The sequence below is a fragment of the Micromonospora avicenniae genome (genome assembly GCF_900156065.1).
Lineage (GTDB): Bacteria > Actinomycetota > Actinomycetes > Mycobacteriales > Micromonosporaceae > Micromonospora > Micromonospora avicenniae.
The window spans coordinates 279,311-296,047 of record NZ_FTNF01000001.1; the positions used below are offsets into that span (position 1 = coordinate 279,311).

At 73.0% G+C, this 16,737-nt stretch carries 15 protein-coding genes and 1 pseudogene; 3 read left to right on the forward strand and 13 right to left on the reverse strand.

Annotation, left to right across the window (positions count from 1 at the left end; translation table 11 throughout):
• Positions 1-175 precede the first annotated feature (175 nt).
• From BXA10_RS01335 to BXA10_RS01370, 8 genes are all read right to left on the reverse strand, one after another.
• Positions 176-1,435: an MFS transporter gene (locus BXA10_RS01335; RefSeq protein WP_076466701.1), complete on the reverse strand. Its 1,260-nt coding sequence runs from the start codon at positions 1,433-1,435 to the stop codon at positions 176-178.
• Between the two features lie 142 nt (positions 1,436-1,577).
• Positions 1,578-2,453 (reverse strand): zinc metalloprotease HtpX, encoded by an 876-nt coding sequence (htpX, locus tag BXA10_RS01340; RefSeq protein ID WP_076466702.1) that lies wholly within the window; start codon positions 2,451-2,453, stop codon positions 1,578-1,580.
• 124 nt (positions 2,454-2,577) lie between these two features.
• Entirely contained in the window at positions 2,578-4,059 is a 1,482-nt protein-coding gene (locus BXA10_RS01345) for an NADH-quinone oxidoreductase subunit N (RefSeq protein WP_076466703.1), read from the reverse strand.
• Positions 4,060-4,075: 16 nt separating this feature from the next.
• Positions 4,076-5,581, reverse strand: coding sequence for a complex I subunit 4 family protein (locus BXA10_RS01350; RefSeq protein ID WP_076466704.1), 1,506 nt, complete (start codon positions 5,579-5,581; stop codon positions 4,076-4,078).
• Complete coding sequence (locus BXA10_RS01355; RefSeq protein WP_076466705.1) at positions 5,578-7,551, reverse strand: NADH-quinone oxidoreductase subunit 5 family protein; 1,974 nt, start codon at positions 7,549-7,551, stop codon at positions 5,578-5,580. Before BXA10_RS01355 ends, BXA10_RS01350 begins: the two co-directional genes overlap by 4 nt.
• Complete coding sequence (nuoK, locus tag BXA10_RS01360; protein ID WP_076466706.1) at positions 7,548-7,892, reverse strand: NADH-quinone oxidoreductase subunit NuoK; 345 nt, start codon at positions 7,890-7,892, stop codon at positions 7,548-7,550. Before nuoK ends, BXA10_RS01355 begins: the two co-directional genes overlap by 4 nt.
• On the reverse strand, positions 7,889-8,425 hold the full coding sequence (locus BXA10_RS01365) for an NADH-quinone oxidoreductase subunit J family protein (protein WP_076466707.1): 537 nt from the start codon (positions 8,423-8,425) through the stop codon (positions 7,889-7,891). The genes nuoK and BXA10_RS01365 overlap by 4 nt, the downstream gene beginning before the upstream one ends.
• Positions 8,422-9,036, reverse strand: coding sequence for a NuoI/complex I 23 kDa subunit family protein (locus BXA10_RS01370; protein WP_425436005.1), 615 nt, complete (start codon positions 9,034-9,036; stop codon positions 8,422-8,424). The genes BXA10_RS01365 and BXA10_RS01370 overlap by 4 nt, the downstream gene beginning before the upstream one ends.
• 102 nt (positions 9,037-9,138) lie before the next feature.
• Between BXA10_RS01370 and BXA10_RS01375 the strand changes: the two genes are divergently transcribed.
• Positions 9,139-9,714: a Uma2 family endonuclease gene (locus BXA10_RS01375; RefSeq protein WP_076466709.1), complete on the forward strand. Its 576-nt coding sequence runs from the start codon at positions 9,139-9,141 to the stop codon at positions 9,712-9,714.
• Here BXA10_RS01375 and BXA10_RS01380 read toward each other — a convergent pair.
• The gene (locus BXA10_RS01380) at positions 9,695-10,123 is read right to left on the reverse strand and encodes an ester cyclase (RefSeq protein WP_076466710.1); all 429 of its coding nucleotides are present in this window, start codon (positions 10,121-10,123) and stop codon (positions 9,695-9,697) included. The genes BXA10_RS01375 and BXA10_RS01380 overlap by 20 nt on opposite strands.
• A 159-nt stretch (positions 10,124-10,282) precedes the next feature.
• Here BXA10_RS01380 and BXA10_RS01385 point away from each other — a divergent pair, with 159 nt between their 5' ends.
• Positions 10,283-11,302: a glutathione S-transferase family protein gene (locus BXA10_RS01385; RefSeq protein ID WP_139337872.1), complete on the forward strand. Its 1,020-nt coding sequence runs from the start codon at positions 10,283-10,285 to the stop codon at positions 11,300-11,302.
• Between the two features lie 74 nt (positions 11,303-11,376).
• On the opposite strand, the gene BXA10_RS01390 is transcribed toward BXA10_RS01385, so the two are convergent.
• Entirely contained in the window at positions 11,377-12,339 is a 963-nt protein-coding gene (locus BXA10_RS01390) for a complex I subunit 1/NuoH family protein (protein WP_076466712.1), read from the reverse strand.
• A 458-nt stretch (positions 12,340-12,797) separates the two neighbouring features.
• Positions 12,798-13,397: pseudogene (locus BXA10_RS32515) on the reverse strand (NADH-quinone oxidoreductase subunit C); the annotation flags it as partial.
• Positions 13,398-13,548: 151 nt separating this feature from the next.
• Between BXA10_RS32515 and BXA10_RS01400 the strand changes: the two are divergent.
• Positions 13,549-14,595 carry a glucose 1-dehydrogenase gene (locus BXA10_RS01400; protein WP_175649075.1) on the forward strand — a complete coding sequence of 349 codons (1,047 nt, stop codon included), beginning with the start codon at positions 13,549-13,551 and terminating at the stop codon, positions 14,593-14,595.
• 61 nt (positions 14,596-14,656) lie between these two features.
• Here BXA10_RS01400 and BXA10_RS01405 read toward each other — a convergent pair whose 3' ends face one another.
• The gene (locus BXA10_RS01405; RefSeq protein WP_076466714.1) at positions 14,657-15,973 is read right to left on the reverse strand and encodes a DUF2252 domain-containing protein; all 1,317 of its coding nucleotides are present in this window, start codon (positions 15,971-15,973) and stop codon (positions 14,657-14,659) included.
• A gap of 91 nt (positions 15,974-16,064) precedes the next feature.
• A complete protein-coding gene (locus tag BXA10_RS01410) occupies positions 16,065-16,643 on the reverse strand; it encodes an NADH-quinone oxidoreductase subunit B (protein WP_076466715.1) in 579 nt (192 codons plus the stop codon).
• Positions 16,644-16,737 lie beyond the last annotated feature (94 nt).

Below are 16,737 nucleotides of genomic sequence, written 5' to 3' on the forward strand. Positions count from 1 at the left end.
GGCACCCCGGGCCGGCCGCCGGACCTCGGGCGTGACGCAGCAGTACGACAGCCGGAAGGGCCACGGGTGCAGCCCGTCGATCGCCGTCGGTATCCGGAACGTGAAGGTGTTGGGGCACGCCGTCCGGCCCCGCCGTTGGTCTGACCTGGTTGATCAGACCAACGGCGGAGCCGGTTCAGGCGGGAACCGGCTGCTCGACGCGTACCGAATCGATCTCCGCACGGCGGATCGGCCCGGCGGGCAGGGCCGCGACCCCGGCCCCGACGGCGACCGCGGCCCCCGCGAACAGGAACGCCCAGGGCACCCCACCGGCGTGGTCGACGATCAGTCCGGCCACCGCGCCACCGGCCGCGCTCGCCGCGACCGACATGGTGACCACCCAGGTGTACGCCTCGTTCAGCATGCCCGCCGGGGCGATCCGGCCGACCAGGGTGTTCTCCAGGGTCAGCGCGGGCGCGATGGTGGCTCCGCCGACGACCAGGGCGATGCCCAGGGCCAGCGGAGTGGGCATCAGCGCGAAGATCACGAAACTGCCGGCCAGCGCGCCGAGCAGGCCGGCGAACTGGCGGGTCATGTTCAACGCCGGTTTGCGTACCCCGAACCAGAATCCGCCGATGGCGCTGCCGATGCCCCACACAGCGAGCAGTACGCCGGCCAGGCTCTCCGCGTCGCCGGCGCTGTAGTTGCCGGCGAAGGCCGGCACGATCACCCCGGCGGCGCCGAACGCGATGCCGAGGCTGGCCACGCAGACCAGCAGGGCCGGGAAGCCGGCGACCCGCAGCGGGCCGAGCCCGCGGGCGTGGTGCTCCTGCGGGTGTGGTTGCCAGCCACGCATCACCCGGCCGAGGGCCACCGCGGTGGTGCCGACGAGGGTGACCACCGCGGCACCGACCAGCGCGGCCGTCGCGTCGGCGACCAGGACGAAGCCGGCCACCAGCAGTGGGCCGAGCACGAAGACGATCTCGAACAGCGATGTCTCCGCGGCCAGCGCCGTGTTGCGGAGGTGGTACCGCCCGGAGGTGGGCGAGGTGAGGTCGTTCCAGGCGCCGCGAATGGCTGCGGTCAGCGGCGGGTACGTGGCGCCGGCCACCCCGGCGGCCACGTAGATCGCGACGAGCCCGTCGGCCCCGGACCGGCTCGCCACCAGCAGGCCGATGAGGGCCAGCGGATGTGCGACGGCGGTGGCGATCAGCACCGGGCTGGGCCCGATCCGGTCGGCGATCCGGCCGGCGACGGGGCTCAACGCGGCACCTGCCACGGCGTAGATCCCGCCGGCGACGGCCGCCAGCGAGTACCGGCCGGTCACCTGCTCGACGACCAGCAGCAGCGCCAGCGGTGTCATGCCGATCCCGAGCCGGCCGATGATGCCGGTGATCAGCAGCATCGGCGCGCCGGGGATCCGCCAGACGCCCAGATACTGGCGCAGAGCAGCCACGCGAACCTCCAGGGATGTAATGGGTGGGAAACCTTCCGACCCTAACGCCGCGGGTCGACCGGATGAAGCGGATATCCCGCGCACGCAGCATCGCGCCCGCACCGGCGGTTGCCGAGTGCGGGCGCGGTGCGGGTGCTACGGGTCAGCGCACGTACTGCACCGGGCCGGCGCTGCGGGCCATCTGCTCCAGCCGTGCGACGCGCTCCTCCATCTTGGGGTGGGTGGAGAAGAGCGCCGCGATGCCGCCGCCGCGGAACGGGTTGGCGATCATCAGGTGGGCGGCGCTGGTCAGGTTGCCCTGAGCCGGCAGCGGCCGCTGCCGGGCCACTGCGTCGATCTTGCGCAGCGCGTTGGCGAGGGCCAGCGGGTCGTTGGTCAGCCGGGCGCCGGAGGCGTCCGCCTGGAACTCGCGGCTTCGGCTGATCGCCAACTGGATGATCGTCGCGGCGATCGGGCCCAGGATGATGGTGAGCAGCAGTACGGCCGGGTTCGGCGCGTCGTCGTCGTCACCGCTGGTCAGCGGGATGAACCAGGCGATGTTCGCCAGCGTGGTGATGATGCCGGCCAGACCGGCGGCCACGCTGGAGATCAGAATGTCCCGGTTGTAGACGTGGGACAACTCGTGCCCGATCACACCGCGCAGCTCACGGTAGTCGAGGACCTCGGTGATGCCCTGGGTCACGCAGACCGCGGCGTGCTGCGGGTTACGTCCGGTGGCGAAGGCGTTGGGCTGTGCCGTGGGGCTGACGTACAGGCGGGGCATCGGCTGTTGTGCCGCGGTGGCCAGCTCACGCACCATCCGATACAGCTCGGGGAATTGGGCCTCGCTGACCGGTTGCGCCCCCATCGCCCGCAGGGCGAGCTTGTCGGAGTAGAAGTAGCTGATGCCGTTCATCAGCAGCGAGATGATGACGGCGATGACCAGACCACCACTGCCGCCGAACCAGTAACCCACCCCAAGGATCAGCGCGGTGAGCAGGCCGAGCAGCGCGGCGGTCTTGAGACGGTTGTGGTGCACAGTCACTCCTTCGGTGTACGGATCGCCGGGACCCGTCGACCGGTTCAACACTGCGATACCCGTCAACCATCCGCGATATGGCTGTGAGTTGGCTGGGAGCGCGGTTTCCCGGCGCGGCCCGGCGTCAGCGCGCCGCGAGGTCGAGCACGAACTGCGGGGCGAACCCCACCACCACGGCGGCCACCGTCGCCACCGCCAGCACCACGGCCACCGCCCGGGCCGCGCCGGCGGCGGGCGCCGGAGTCCCCGGGGCGGGGACGGTGTAGAGGCTCGCGGCCAGCCGCAGGTAGTAGGCCAGGCCGATCACCGCGTTCACCGCCACGACGAGCGCGAGCCACCCGCTGCCTCCGCCCAGCAGCGAGCGGACCACTGTCACCTTGGCGAAGAGACCGGCCAGGCCCGGTGGCAGCCCGGCGAGGCCGATCAGGGCCAGCCCGAGACCCGCGCCGAGCCAGGGGTGGCGGCGGGCGGCGCCGCGCAGTTCGGCCAGGGTGCCGCCGTCGGCGTCCGCCGGGCGCAGGGCGGTCACCCCGGCGAACGCCGCGAGCTCCAGCAGCACGAAGAAGACGGCGTACGCGAGGGCGGCGGCGTACGCGCCGGCCCGTGCCTCGCCGGTGCGTCCGGCCGCCAGCGCCAACGCGCCGAGCGGGGCCAGGATGTAGCCGGCCTGGGCCACCGACGACCAGGCGAGCAGCCGGACCGTGCGCCGCTGGCGCAGCGCCACCAGGTTGCCGACGGTCATCGTGAGCACCGCGAGCAGGGCGAGCACCGGGCCGGTCAGGTCGGCCGGGAGCGCCGCGGACACCACCGCGAGCAGCGCCACCACGCCGCCGAGCTTCGACGCCGTCGAGAGGTACGCGGCCACCGGCAGCGGCGCGCCGTCGTACGTGGCCGGCGCCCAGGCGTGGAACGGCACGGCGGCGACCTTGAACGCCAGTCCGAGCAGCAGCAGCGCGCCCGCCGCAGCGGTCAACGGCAGGTCGTGGAGTTCCTGCCGCTGGGCGAGCAGCGTGCCGAGCCGTCCCAGGTGCAACTCGCCGGTCACCGCGTACAGCAGCGCGGCGCCGAGCAGGCTCAGCGTGGTGGCCACCACGCTGACCACGAAGAAGGTGACCGCCGCCTCGGCGCTGGCGAGGCTGCCCCGGCGCAGGCCGACCAGCACGTAGAGCGGCAGGGTGAGCGTCTCCAGCGCCACGATCAGGGTGATCAGGTCGCCCGCCGCACCGAGCACCACCCCACCGGTCATCGAGCAGGCGAGCAGGAAGCAGTACTCCCCCACCGGTGCCCGACCGGCCCGCAGGTGCCCGCCGGAGAGCCCGAGCACCCCGAGGGTCAGCAGGGCGAAGAGCGCCCCGACCAGGGCCGCCCGACCGCCGAAGACGTACGAGCAGTCGGCGGCGGCGCAGAAAGTACGTCGCTCGTCGCCCGCGCCGACCACTGCCGCGCCGACAGCGGTGGCGAGCGCGCCCAGCGCCGCCACGGCGAGGGTGGCCCGCGAACGGGCCAGCACCAGCTCGGTGACCAGCACCAGCACGGCGGTGCCGGCGGCCAGGTACGCCGGCAGCAGCGCCACGTGGTCGACGCTCTGCACCACGTTCTGGTTCACCGGCTTCTCCTCGCGCTCATGGGAGGACCTCCACCAGGGCGTTCACGGGGGCCTCGGCGATGCCGAGCACCAGCGCCGGGGCCAGCCCGATGGCCAGCGCGAGCAGCACCAGCGGCGCCCAGGCGGTCAGCTCCCCGCCGGCCAGCGTCGGGGCGAGCCGGCCCACCGCCGGGCTCGGCCGGCCGTGGGTGACCTGACGCAGCAGACGCAGGAAGTACGCGGCGGTGAGCGCCCCGCCGACCGCGGCCAGCACCCCGACGGTGGTCCAGAGCGGCCCACCCACCTCGATCGCGGCGATCACGGCGAACGCCTCGCCCCAGAACCCGGCCAGCCCGGGCAGGCCGAGCGAGGCGATCGCGGCGAAGCCGAGCAGGCCGGCGAGCCGGGGCGCGGTCTCCCGCAGCCCGGACAGTTCGGCGAGCGCCCCGGTGTGGGTACGGTCCTTGACCGCCCCGGCGAGGAAGAACAGCAGGCCGGTGATCACCCCGTGGGCGACGTTGCCGATCAGCGCCGCCTGGATGCCGGTGCTGGTGAGCGTGGCGACGCCGAGCAGCACGAAGCCCATGTGTCCGACGCTGGAGTACGCGATCAGCCGCTTCAGCTCGGTCTGGGCCAGGCAGACCAGCGCGCCGACGAGGATCGCCGCGACGGCGAGTACGCCGAGCACCGGCGCGGCCCAGCGGGCTCCCTCCGGGGCCACCCCGACCGCTACCCGGATCAGCCCGTACGTGCCCATCTTCAGCAGCACCCCGGCGAGCACCACGCTGCCCACCGTGGGCGCCTGGGTGTGTGCGTCCGGCAGCCAGGAGTGCAGCGGCCAGAGCGGGCTCTTCACCGCGAAGGCGAGGGCGAGCAGGGTGAACGCGAAGAGTTGGGTGCCCCGGGAGAGTCCGCCGCCACCGGTGAGCGCCACGATGTCGGCGGTGCCGGCGGCGGACACCACCACGTACACGCCGACCAGCAGGAGCACCGAGCCGAAGAGCGTGTAGAGGACGAACTTGCGGGCCGCCCGACGCCGGTCGTCGCCGCCCCAGCCGGCGATGACCGCGTACATGGGGAGCAGGACGACCTCGAAGAAGAGGAAGAACAGGACCAGGTCCAGGGCGAGGAACGTGCCGAGGATGCCGACCTCGATCACCAGCAGCAGGGCGACCAGCGTCCGGCCGCTGCCGCCGGCCGGCACCTGGTGCAGGCTGTAGAGGCAGCAGAGCAGGGTGAGCAGCGCGGTCAGCACCACCAGCGGGTAGGAGATGCCGTCCACGCCGAGGTGGAAGCGCAGTTCGAGCCCGGGCACCCAGGGCAGGTCGAGTTGGTGCCACGGGCGTACGGCGGGTGCGGTCGCCGACCAGGCGAACCAGCCCCGGTCGCCGGCGGCGAGCGGCAGCGCGGCGAGCAGCGTGAGCCCCGCGGCCACCGTGCCGACCAGCCGGGCCGCCCGGTCCGCCGGGGTGGCCGCCACCGCGACCGCGCCGAGCGCCGGCACCGCCAGGACGGCGACCAGCAGGAACTGCCCGAAGGTCATGCGTTCGCTCCGATCAGCGCGGCGGCCAGCCCGATCAGCAGCGCGCCGGCCAGCACCCCGGCGGCGGCCCGGGGCAGCGCGGCGCGGTGCAGCGCGGCCAGCCCGGCACCGAGGCTGGAGGCGGCCCGGCCGCTGCCCTCCACCGCGCCGTCCACCACCCGCTCGTCACCGGCACGCACCATCCGGGCGAGCGCCCGGTAGGGACGTACCACTAGGGCGTGCTGGACGTCGTCGAGCCGGAACGCCGCCGCGAAGACCGGCCGCAGTGGGCCCAACGCGGCCGCCGGATCGGCGGCCGGGTCGCGGCGCCAGCGGGCCCAGGCCAGGCCGGCGCCGAGCAGCAGCAGCGCCAGCGGCAGCAGTACGGACGGCGCGAGGTGCACCAGCGGCTCCGGCGGCAGGAGATCCGACGGGCGTTCCGCGGTGGCCGGCGCGGACGGCTGGAGGCGGTCGGCGAACGGGCCGGCGAACCCGGCGAACCCGAGCAGCGCCGCCGGTACGGCGAGCAGCAGCACCGGCCAGCGCAGCGTGCCGGGCGGGTCGTGCGGGTGGGCGAGCGGGGCCCGGGTCTCGCCGAGGAAGGCGCGCAGCAACAGCCGGGTGGCGTACCAGGCGGTGATCGCGACGCCGGCCAGCCCCGAGAGCCAGACCAGCCAGCCCACCCAGGACGGTGTCGGTCCCGCGCCGTCCAACGCGGCCTCCTGCGCCGCGGCGAGCACGCCGTCCTTGCTCCAGAAGCCGGCGAGCGGCGGCAGCCCGGCCAGCGCGCCCAGGCCGATCACCGTGCACCAGAAGGTGACAGGCATGGCGCGGCGCAGCCCGCCCATCTTCGACATCAGGGTGGTGCCGACGGCGTGGATCACCGCGCCGGCGGCGAGGAAGAGCAGCGCCTTGAACGCGGCGTGGGTGAGCAGGTGGAACAGCGCCGCGCCAGGTGAGCCGACGGCGAGCGCGCCGGTCATGTAGCCGATCTGGGACACCGTCGACCAGGCGAGCACCCGTTTGATGTCGTCCTGGGCGGTCGCCGCGAGCGCGCCGAGCAGCAGGGTGACCGAGGCGAGCACCCCGAGCACGGTCAGTGCCACAGGCGCGGCCACGAAGAGGGGGTAGAGCCGGGTGACCGCGTACACGCCGGCCGCGACCATCGTGGCGGCGTGGATGAGCGCGCTGATCGGGGTCGGGCCGGCCATCGCGTCGGGCAGCCAGGTGTGCAGCGGGAACTGCGCGCTCTTGCCGGCCACGCCGGCGAGTAGCAGCAGGCAGGCGGCGGTGAGCGTGCCGGCGGAGTGGTCGGCGGCCAGCACGTCGGCGATCCGGAAACTACCGGCGGAGACGCCGAGCAGCGCGATGCCGAGCAGGAAACCGACGTCGCCCACCCGGGTGACCAGGAACGCCTTCACCGCGGCGGCGGGGGCCTCGGGCAGCCGGCGGTCGTGCGCGATGAGCAGGTACGAGCAGATGCCCATCACCTCCCAGCCGACCAGCAGCAGGAGCAGGTCCCCCGACACCACCACGAGCAGCATGGCCGCCGTGAAGAGGCTGATCTGGGCGGCGTACGGCGGGTAGCGGTGGTCCACGTCGACGTCGTCGTGCGGACCGCGTTTCAGGTAGCCGATCGAGTAGACCTGCACGGCCAGCGCGACCGCACCGACCGCCACCGCGACCAGCGCGGCGGCACCGTCCAGCCGGACGCCGAGGCTGACGTCCAGTCCGCCCAGCCGCACCCAGGTGGTGCTCGCCTCGGTCGGGGAGTCCGACGTGGCCAGCAGGGCGACCGCGAGCGCCAACGCACCGGCCGCACCGGTCACGCCGAGGGCGATCGCCACCCGCCGGGCCCACGTCTCGCCGGCCGCCGCGTCCCGGCCGTGCGCGGTCAGCCCGCGCGGCGAGGGCGGCAGGAGCAGCCCGAGCAGGCCGGCCACCAGCGGTACGACCGGCAGCAGCACACCGAGCACCGTGGTGCCGTTCACCGCGCCTCCCGTGCGTCCGCGTCCACCGTCGGCGACGGCTCGGTCAGCGGAACCTCGTCGACGGCCACGGTGGCCCGCAGCCGGTAGAGCTGGAGCACGATCGCCAGCCCCACCCCGATCTCGGCGGCGGCCAGCACGATGACGAAGAGGGCGAAGACCTGACCGCTGTGCGGCAGCGCGGCCCGCACCGTGGTGTCGGCGGTGACGAGGATCAGGTTGACCGCGTTGAGCATCAGCTCGACCGCCATCAGGACCAGCACCGCGTTGCGGCGGCGCAGCACGCCGTACGTGCCGAGCCCGAACAGCAGCGCCGCGGTGACGTACGGGATGACCGGCCTCACCGGCCCGCCTCCGTACGCCCCGGCTGCCCCGCTCCCGGCCGCCCGATGTCCGGCCGGGAGAGCACCACCGCGCCGACCAGTGCGGCGAGCAGCAGCACCGAGAGCACCTCGAACGGAAGCACCCAGCTGCGGAAGATCTCCCCGCCGATCCGCTCGGCCGTGCCCGCGTCGGGCAGCCGCACGGTCGTCCACCGGTACGCGTCGACGAGCAGCGCGGTCAGTCCCAGCCCGACGCCGCCGCCGATCAGCGCGGCCGGCCAGCCGGGCCGGTCCAGGTCGTCCGAGGCCCCGATCGGCGCCCGGGTGAGCATCACCGCGAAGAGCAGCAGCACCACCACGGCGCCCACGTAGATGAGCACCTGGACCCAGGCCACCAGCTCCGCGGTGAGCACCAGGTAGTCGGCGGCCAGCGCGCCCAGGCAGACGACCAGGTAGAGGCCCGCCCGGACCAGGTGCTTCGTGGTGACCACCAGCACGCCCGAGCCGACCGCCACCGCGCCGAGGGCGAGCAGCAGCACGTCCGCACCGGTCATGTCGTCGCCTCGCCGGACGAGCCGGGCTCGGGTGCGGCCGGGGTGGTGGGCCGGGCGGCGGGGACCGCCGCCTTGCGGGCGGCGCTGGTCTCCTCCTTGGCCGGCTCGCCGTTCGGGTCGTGCGCTGGCGGCGGCGGCACGGTGCCCATCCACTCGCCGAGGTGGTCCTTGTCGTGCAGCAGGTCCTTGATGTCGTACTCGGCGTACTCGAACTCGGGCGACCAGTAGAGCGCGTCGAACGGGCAGACCTCGACGCAGATCCCGCAGTACATGCAGAGCGAGAAGTCGATGTCGAACCGGTCGAGCACGTTGCGCTGGCGGGGGCGGGCGGCGCCGGGCACCGCCACCTCCTCCTTGTGCGAGTCGATGTAGATGCACCAGTCCGGACACTCGCGGGCGCAGAGCATGCAGACCGTGCAGTTCTCCTCGAGCAGCGCGATCACGCCGCGCGAGCGGGGCGGCAGCTCTGGGGCCACGTCCGGGTACTGCTGGGTGGTGGAGCGCCGGGTCATCGTCTTCAGCGTGACCGCCAGCCCCTTGACCAGACCCGCACCGGGCAGACTGCGGTCACCGGCGACGTCGTCCGGCATGCGCTCGCTGCGGTCGCTCATGCCGAACATCCTGCCCTGTGGCCCCGGCGTGCGCGACCGCCCCCCGAGCCCGGCCGGCGGTACGGTGGACCCGGGGAGAACGACTGCCTGGAAGGAACCGTCATGACCGCCGCGCTGCAGAGCGACTATCCGCCCGAGGGCGGGTGGACGACGGACGACCTGGATGCGCTGCCCGAGGATGGCCGCCGCCGGGAACTGCTCGATGGAGTGCTGCTGATGTCTCCCTCCCCCACCCGCACTCACCAAACCATCGCGATGCGTCTCGGCGTCGCTCTCGAGGCCGAGTGCCCCGACGACTACGACGTCACCCAGGGAGTCGAGGTTCGGATAAATCGCACCCGCTCCTTCATTCCGGACGTACTGGTGACCACGTCGGCTGCGGCGGCACGCGAACCTTCGCGGTACGAGCCGCATGAGGTCGTCCTCGCCATCGAGATCGTCTCCCCGAGTACCCGCTCGATAGACCGGGTGCTGAAGCCGGCTCTCTACGCCCAGGCCGGCATCCCGTTCTATTGGCGTGTCGAGACGGAGGACGGCACGCTGGAGATCGTCACCTATCGAGTCGACGCGGTGAACGAGGTCTACACAGAGACCGGCCGGTGGACGAAGTTCGTCGACACCGGTGAGCCGTTCCCGATCAACCTGCCGATCAGCCGGATCACGCCACGGAGCCGCTGAACCCCGGTGGCGGGATCATCTCGACGCCGAGCTGCTGGAGCACCTGGAACAGCTCGTTGACGCTCCACACGTCGGCGATCCGACCGGCGGTGTCGAAGCGCAGGAACGTCGCGCCGGAGTAGCTGACCACCCGGCCCGTCGGCGGCACCGGCCCGAACGGGCCCACCTGGGTGCCGGCCGCCCGCCAGTGCACGGCCACCCGGTCCCCGGCGGCGACCAGGTCGACGATCTTGTAACGGAGATCGGGGAACGCCGCCCGCCGGTCCCGGTGCCAGGCCAGGGTCGCCTCCGGGCCGGTGCCGCCCAGACCCGGGCAGTCAGGGGCGATCAGCTCGTACGCCGACTCCTCGCGCCCGGCGTTCCACACGTCGGCGATGAACCGCCGCGCCGCCGCCTCCGTGTCGATCACAGGAGGCAGCGTAGCGCCGGCCCGCGCGGAACGGCCGCCGCTCGCGACGGTCGCCCCGCAGGCGGCCGGTCGAGCCGCCAGAATGGGACGAGGCGACAGGATCGGAGGGGCGGCGTGGGTACGAGCAGCGAGGGCGGCAGGACCGAGACCGACGAGGAGGTGCTGCTGCGCACCGGCGGCAAGTACGTGGAGCCGGGTGGTGAGTTCACCCGCGACCAGCGGTACATCGCGACCCGGATCACCGCCGACGGGCGGGACGGCTACCCGGTGGAACCGGGACGCTACCGGCTCGCGATCAGCCGGGCCTGCCCCTGGGCGAGCCGCCTGGTCATCGTCCGCCGGCTGCTGGGCCTGGAGGATGCCATCTCGATGGCGATGGCCGGCCCGACGCACGACAAGCGCAGCTGGACGTTCGACCTCGACCCGGGTGGGCGGGACCCGGTGCTCGGCATCGAGCGGCTGGCCGACGCCTACTTCAAGCGGTTCCCCGGCTACGACCGGGGCATCACCGTGCCGGCGATGGTGGACGTGCCGACCGGTCAGGTGGTGACCAACGACTACGCGCAGATGAGTCTCGACCTCTCCACCGAGTGGACGGCCTACCACCGCGAGGGCGCGCCGGACCTCTACCCGGAGCGGCTGCGTGGCGAGATCGACGAGGTCAACAAGCTGGTGTTCAAGGACGTCAACAACGGCGTCTACCGCTGCGGGTTCGCCGGCAGCCAGGAGGCGTACGAGAAGGCGTACCGCCGGCTCTTCGACCGGCTGGACTGGTTGAGCGAGCGGCTGACCGGCCAGCGCTACCTGGTCGGGGACACCATCACCGAGGCCGACGTGCGGCTGTTCACCACGCTTGTGCGTTTCGACCCGGTCTACCACGGCCACTTCAAGTGCAACCGGCAGAAGCTCACCGAGATGCCGGTGCTGTGGGCGTACGCCCGGGACCTGTTCCAGACCCCCGGCTTCGGGGACACGGTCGACTTCGACCAGATCAAGCGGCACTACTACGAGGTGCACCGGGACATCAACCCGACCGGCATCGTGCCGCTCGGGCCCGACCTGGCCAACTGGCTCACGCCGCACGGCCGGGAGGCGCTCGGCGGCCGTCCGTTCGGTGACGGCACCCCGCCTCCGCCGCCCGCGGAGCCGGTCGACCCCGCGCACACCCCGCTGCGCTGAGCAGGCTCGCCGGTGAAGCCCCTCCCTCGCGGAGGGGCTTCAATCTGCCGGTACGCCGACGTGCGGGGGGTGGCTCACAGGGCGACGCGGACCGCGGCGGTGAGGACCAGCTGCGCCAGGGACGCCGGAACGAGGACCAGCCAGCAGAGACGCTGGAGCTGGTCCTCCCGCAGCCGCGGGTACGACACCCGGAGCCAAATGATCACGAAGGCGACGGCGAACACCTTGAGCAGGGTCCAGAGCCAGCCGAGTTGGTCGTCGGCGAACGGCCCGTGCCAGCCACCGAGGAAGAGCACGGTGGTCAGCGCCGCGATCACCACGATGCCGACGTACTCGGCCAGCAGGAAGAACGCGAAGCGCAGCCCGGTGTACTCCGTCATGTAGCCGAAGACCAGCTCGGAGTCGGCGACCGGCATGTCGAACGGCGGACGGCGGATCTCGGCGAGCCCGGCCATGAAGAAGACGATCATCGCGGGCGCCTGCCAGAGCAGCCACCAGGGCCGCCACGCCTCGACGATGCCCGACAGGCTGAGCGTCCCCGCCGCCATCGCCACCGATGCCGCGGCCAGCACCAACGGCAGCTCGTAGCCGAGCAGCTGCGCGGCCCCGCGCAACCCGCCGAGCAGGCTGTACTTGTTGGCCGAGGCCCAGGCCGACATCAGCACGGCCAGCACCCCGACACCCACCACCGCGAGCACGAAGAAGAGCCCGACGTCCAGCGGCTGCCCGACCAGGTCGTTCGGGCCGAGCGGGATCACCAGCAGCACGAGCAGGTACGGCACCAGCGCGACCACCGGCGCCAGGCGGAAGACGGACCGGTCCGCGTCGCGCGGAGTGACGTCCTCCTTCTGCACGAACTTGAGCCCGTCGGCGACGAGCTGCGCCCAGCCGTGGAACGCGCCCGCGTACATCGGGCCGAGCCGGCCCTGCATGTGCGCCATCACCTTGTGCTCGGCCTGTCCGACCAGCAGCGGCAGGACGAGGAAGGCGACCAGCACCGCTGCGACCCGGATCAGCAGCTCCAACCAGATCGGCATCAGGATGCGTCCCTGTCGTCGCCGGTGCGGCCGACCTCACCGGGCGGGGTCGTCGGGCGCGCCGCGTGGTCCGCTGCCGGACCACCAGCCGTCGGGCTCGACCCCTCGGCGGCGGTCGCCCCACCCGATCCGCCGGACGCCGCCGGGCCTCCGGCGGCCTCCGGGCCGCCGTCGGTCGCTCCGGGGAGGTCAGGCGTCGTGGCCGAACCGCGGCGGGCCGCCGGGCCGCCGTCGGTCGCTCCGGGGAGGTCAGGCGTCGTGGCCGAACCGCGGCGGGCCGCCGGGCCGCCGTCGGTCGCTCCGGGGAGGTCAGGCGTCGTGGCCGAACCGCGGCGGGCCGCCGGGCCGCCGTCGGTCGGGGCCGGTCGGCCGGTACGCCCGGCACGGGCCCCCGGGGCCGGTCGCGCGGGCCGGTCACCGGCCGGGCGAGCCGGCGTGCCGCCACGCCGCCCCTCGCCCGCACCGCCGGCGCCGGCCGGGGTGGGCGTGGTACCCCACTCCCCGGGCGCGGGCACACCCGGCGGGCGGATCGGTCGTCGGCCGCCGCCCGCCTCGGACTCGCCCGGCTCCTTGGCTCCCGGCCACGGTTTGGCCACCCGGGAGGCCAGCACGAACTCCTTGCGCAGCGGATGCCCCTCGAACTCCGGCGGCAGCAGCAGCGGACGCAGCCCGGCGTGACCGGCGAAGTCGATGCCGAACATCTCGTGCGTCTCCCGCTCGTGCCAGTCCGCTCCTGGGTAGAGGTCGACCACCGAGGCGACCGTGGACGCCTCGCGCGGGACCCGGGTACGCAGCAACAGGCCGTGCCGATGCCGGGTCGACCAGAGGTGCGCCACCACGTCGAACCCCCCGGCAAGCTCGTCCACGGCCGAGAGCCAGTCGAAGAAGTCGCAGTTCAGCTCCGCGTCGTCGCGGGCGGTACGGACGGCGTCCCGCCAGCTGGCCAGCGGCACGTCCACCGTGGCGCGGGCATGCCTGGCACCACCGGAGACCGAGGGGGTGGTCTCGGCCGGCGCGAGCAGCGTGGCCATCCGGCTGCCGACCTCTTCCGGAGTCATGCGCTGATCCTAGGGCCTGCTTCATGAGGCCCGCCCGAGCGAGCCGAGCACCAGGCGGCGGTCCGGCAGGGCGGGTTCGTCCGGATACGCCCAAGCAATGATCTGCCGCTTTGCCCTTCGGGAGGTCGGCGGAGGGGCGAAGATGACAGACGTGCGCGCTGTGACTGTGGCCCCCGGGACCGCCAACTCGCTGGAGTTGATCGAGGACTACCCGGAACCGGCCCCCGAGGAGGGATCGATCCTGGTCGAGTCCCTGGCCATCGGCATCTGCGGCACTGATCACGAGATCATCGCCGGCGAGTACGGCGAGGCGCCCCCGGGCGAACGGCGCCTGGTGATCGGGCACGAGTCGCTGGGCCGGGTGCTGGAGGACCCGACCGGCACCCTTCAGCCGGGCGACCTGGTGGCCGGGATCGTCCGGCATCCGGACCCGGTGCCCTGCCCGAACTGCGCGGTCGGCGAGTGGGACATGTGCCGCAACGGCCGCTACACGGAGCACGGCATCAAGGCGCTGCCCGGATTCGCCCGGGACCGCTGGCGGGTACAGCCCCCGTACGCCGTCCCGTTGGACCGGGCGCTCGGCCAGGTCGGCATGCTGCTCGAACCGACCAGCGTCGTCGCGAAGGCGTGGGACCACATCGAACGGATCGGCCAGCGGGCCGTCTGGCAGCCGAAGATCGTCCTGGTCACGGGCGCCGGCCCGATCGGCCTGCTCGCCGCCCTGCTCGCCGCCCAGCGCGGGTTCTCCGTGCACGTGCTCGACCTCGCCACCAGCGGCCCGAAGCCGGAACTGGTTCACGCGCTGGGTGCTACCTACCATTCGGTGCCGGTCCACGAACTGGACTTCGAGCCGGACGTCGTGCTGGAGTGCACCGGGGCGCCGACCGTGGTGCTCGAGGTGATGTGCAAGGCCGCGCCGAACGGCATCGTCTGCCTGGCCGGGGTCTCCAGCGGCGGGCGCACCATCGACTTCGACGCCGGTGCGCTCAACCGGTCGCTGGTGCTGGAGAACAACGTCGTCTTCGGCTCGGTGAACGCCAACCGGCGGCACTGGGAACTGGCCGCGGACGCGCTCCGCCGGGCCGACCCGCTGTGGCTCAGTTCCCTGATCAGCCGCCGGGTGCCCGTGTCGGGGTACGCCGACGCGTACACGAACGGGCCGGACGACATCAAGGTGGTGCTGGAGTTCGCGGTCTGACCCGCGCCCCGGGCAGCCGGCTCAGAAGCCGGCCGGCCCGCTGAGATGCCGGGCGTCCGGCTCAGATGCCGGGCAGCCGGCCGTTGCGGAACAGGTCCACGAAGAGCTGGTGGTCCTCCCGGGCGCGCAGCCCGTACGCGTGGGCGAACTCCACCAGGTGGCTCACGAAACTCGACTCGTCCCGGTCCACCGCCGTGATGATCGCCTCCTCCGTGGAGTAGTCGACCAGATCATGGCTGGACTCGTCGTCAGCGACGGAGTGCATCCGGGCCACCGCCCGGCCCAGGTCGGACAGCACCCCGGCCAGCTCATCCGGTTCGTTGACATCCGCCCAGTCCAGGTCAGCGGCGTACGGCGAGACCTCGGCGACCAGCTGGCCGACCCCGCCCAGCTCGGTGAAGCCCAGCCACGGGTCGGCGTGCGCCTGCAACGCCCGCTGCGACTCGGCCGTCCGGTGCCCCTGGTGCTGGAAGTAGGCGCGGATCGACTCGTCGGGGATGTGCCGCGCCACCGCGGGCACCTGGGCCTGCTTAATGTAGATGACGACGTCGTTCTCCAGCGCCTGGGTGTGCCCCTCCAGCAGCAGGTTGTACGACGGCAACCCGGCCGAGCCGATGCCCACGCCCTTGCGCAGCACCACGTCCTTGATCCGGGTCTCGACCGGACGCAGCCGGGCCGAGGAGACGGGCAGCGTGCCGAGGTAAGCCTCGAAGGCGGCGCCGACCGCCTCCCGGGTGCCGTCGTCGACCTCGTACACACCGTCGCCGAGGGAGAACCGCCGCTCGTAGTTGTCGATGGTGGTCTGCGTGGCGAGCAGGTCGACGCGGGTGTAGAGCCGGGCCTGCTGAAGCACCTGGCGCAGCACACCGTCGGCGTTGTCGAGCGTGATCGAGCCGATCGCGTCGTCGCCGCCCGCGGCGATCGCGCGCAACTCGGTGAGGTACGAGCGGGCGAACCCGGTGACCAGTTCGGTGATCGCCCGGTCGGAGAGCGCCTTGGCGTAGCCGAGCAGCGCCACACTGGCCGCGAAGCGCTTCAGATCCCACGTGAACGGCCCCACGTACGCCTCGTCGAAGTCGTTGACGTTGAACACCAGCTGCCCGGAGGCGTTCATGTAGGTGCCGAAGTTCTCGGCGTGCAGGTCACCGTGGATCCACACCCGGCTGGTGCGCTCGTCGAGGAACCGGTCGTCGGCGAAGTCGCCGCGCTGGTCGGCGTAGAAGAGCGCGGCGCTGCCCCGGTAGAAGGCGAACGGAGAGGCGGCCATCTTGCGGAACTTGCGGCGGAAGGCGGCGGGGTCGAGCGCCATCGACGCCCCGAACTCCGCGATCAACACGTCGATGATGTGGGCGGCGCGACGCTGCCCTGAGCTGCTCATGTGCGCAGGCTAGTCCCCCTCCGCCAACTGCTCGGTCCGGCCGGGCGCTCGGCCTGGGCGGGGACCGCCGGAACGGCCGGCGGGGCGGCGGTCAGCCCGCGGGTGGGCGTACCGGCGGGGCGGTGAGCGACGCCACCGAGCGCGGGACGGCGCCGTCGCTCGGCGCGGCGTCGACCGGGGCGGCGAGCAGGTCGGGGCGGGACACTCCGCCGGGGCCGGACTGCTCGGCGGCGATCTTCTCCTGCAGACGCAGGATGCCGTGCAGCAGCGCCTCCGGCCGGGGTGGGCAGCCGGGCACGTAGACGTCGACCGGAATGAGCTGGTCGACGCCCTTGGTGACCGAGTACGAGTCCCAGTAGGGGCCGCCGCAGTTTGAGCAGGCGCCGAACGAGATGACGTACTTCGGCTCGGGCATCTGGTCGTAGAGCCGCTTGATCGCCGGGGCCATCTTGTCCGTCACCGTCCCGGAGACCACCATGAGGTCAGCCTGACGGGGACCGTGCGCGAATGGGATCACCCCGAGCCGCATGAAGTCGTGCCGGCTCATGCTCGTCGCGATGAACTCGATCGCGCAGCAGGCCAGGCCGAAGTTGAAGACCCAGAGCGAGTAGCGGCGGCCCCAGTTCAGCACGAACCGGATCGGCTCGCCGAGCACTGCCGGCAGCTGCACGAACGCCCCCTTCCCGAACCTTCGGCCCAGTCAACCACAGCCGCCGGCCACCCCGGACGGCCGGCGGCGGGTCACCCGGTGATCCCACGGGTAG

Excerpts from the sequence above, each read along its gene's own strand:
- BXA10_RS01350 (WP_076466704.1), bottom strand. The coding sequence starts at position 5,581 with ATGACCTTCGGGCAGTTCCTGCTGGTCGCCGTCCTGGCGGTGCCGGCG.
- BXA10_RS01365 (WP_076466707.1), bottom strand. The coding sequence starts at position 8,425 with ATGACCGGTGCGGACGTGCTGCTGCTCGCCCTCGGCGCGGTGGCGGTC.
- BXA10_RS01370 (WP_425436005.1), bottom strand. The coding sequence starts at position 9,036 with ATGAGCGACCGCAGCGAGCGCATGCCGGACGACGTCGCCGGTGACCGC.
- BXA10_RS01375 (WP_076466709.1), top strand. The coding sequence starts at position 9,139 with ATGACCGCCGCGCTGCAGAGCGACTATCCGCCCGAGGGCGGGTGGACG.
- BXA10_RS01390 (WP_076466712.1), bottom strand. The coding sequence starts at position 12,339 with ATGCCGATCTGGTTGGAGCTGCTGATCCGGGTCGCAGCGGTGCTGGTC.
- BXA10_RS01405 (WP_076466714.1), bottom strand. The coding sequence starts at position 15,973 with ATGAGCAGCTCAGGGCAGCGTCGCGCCGCCCACATCATCGACGTGTTG.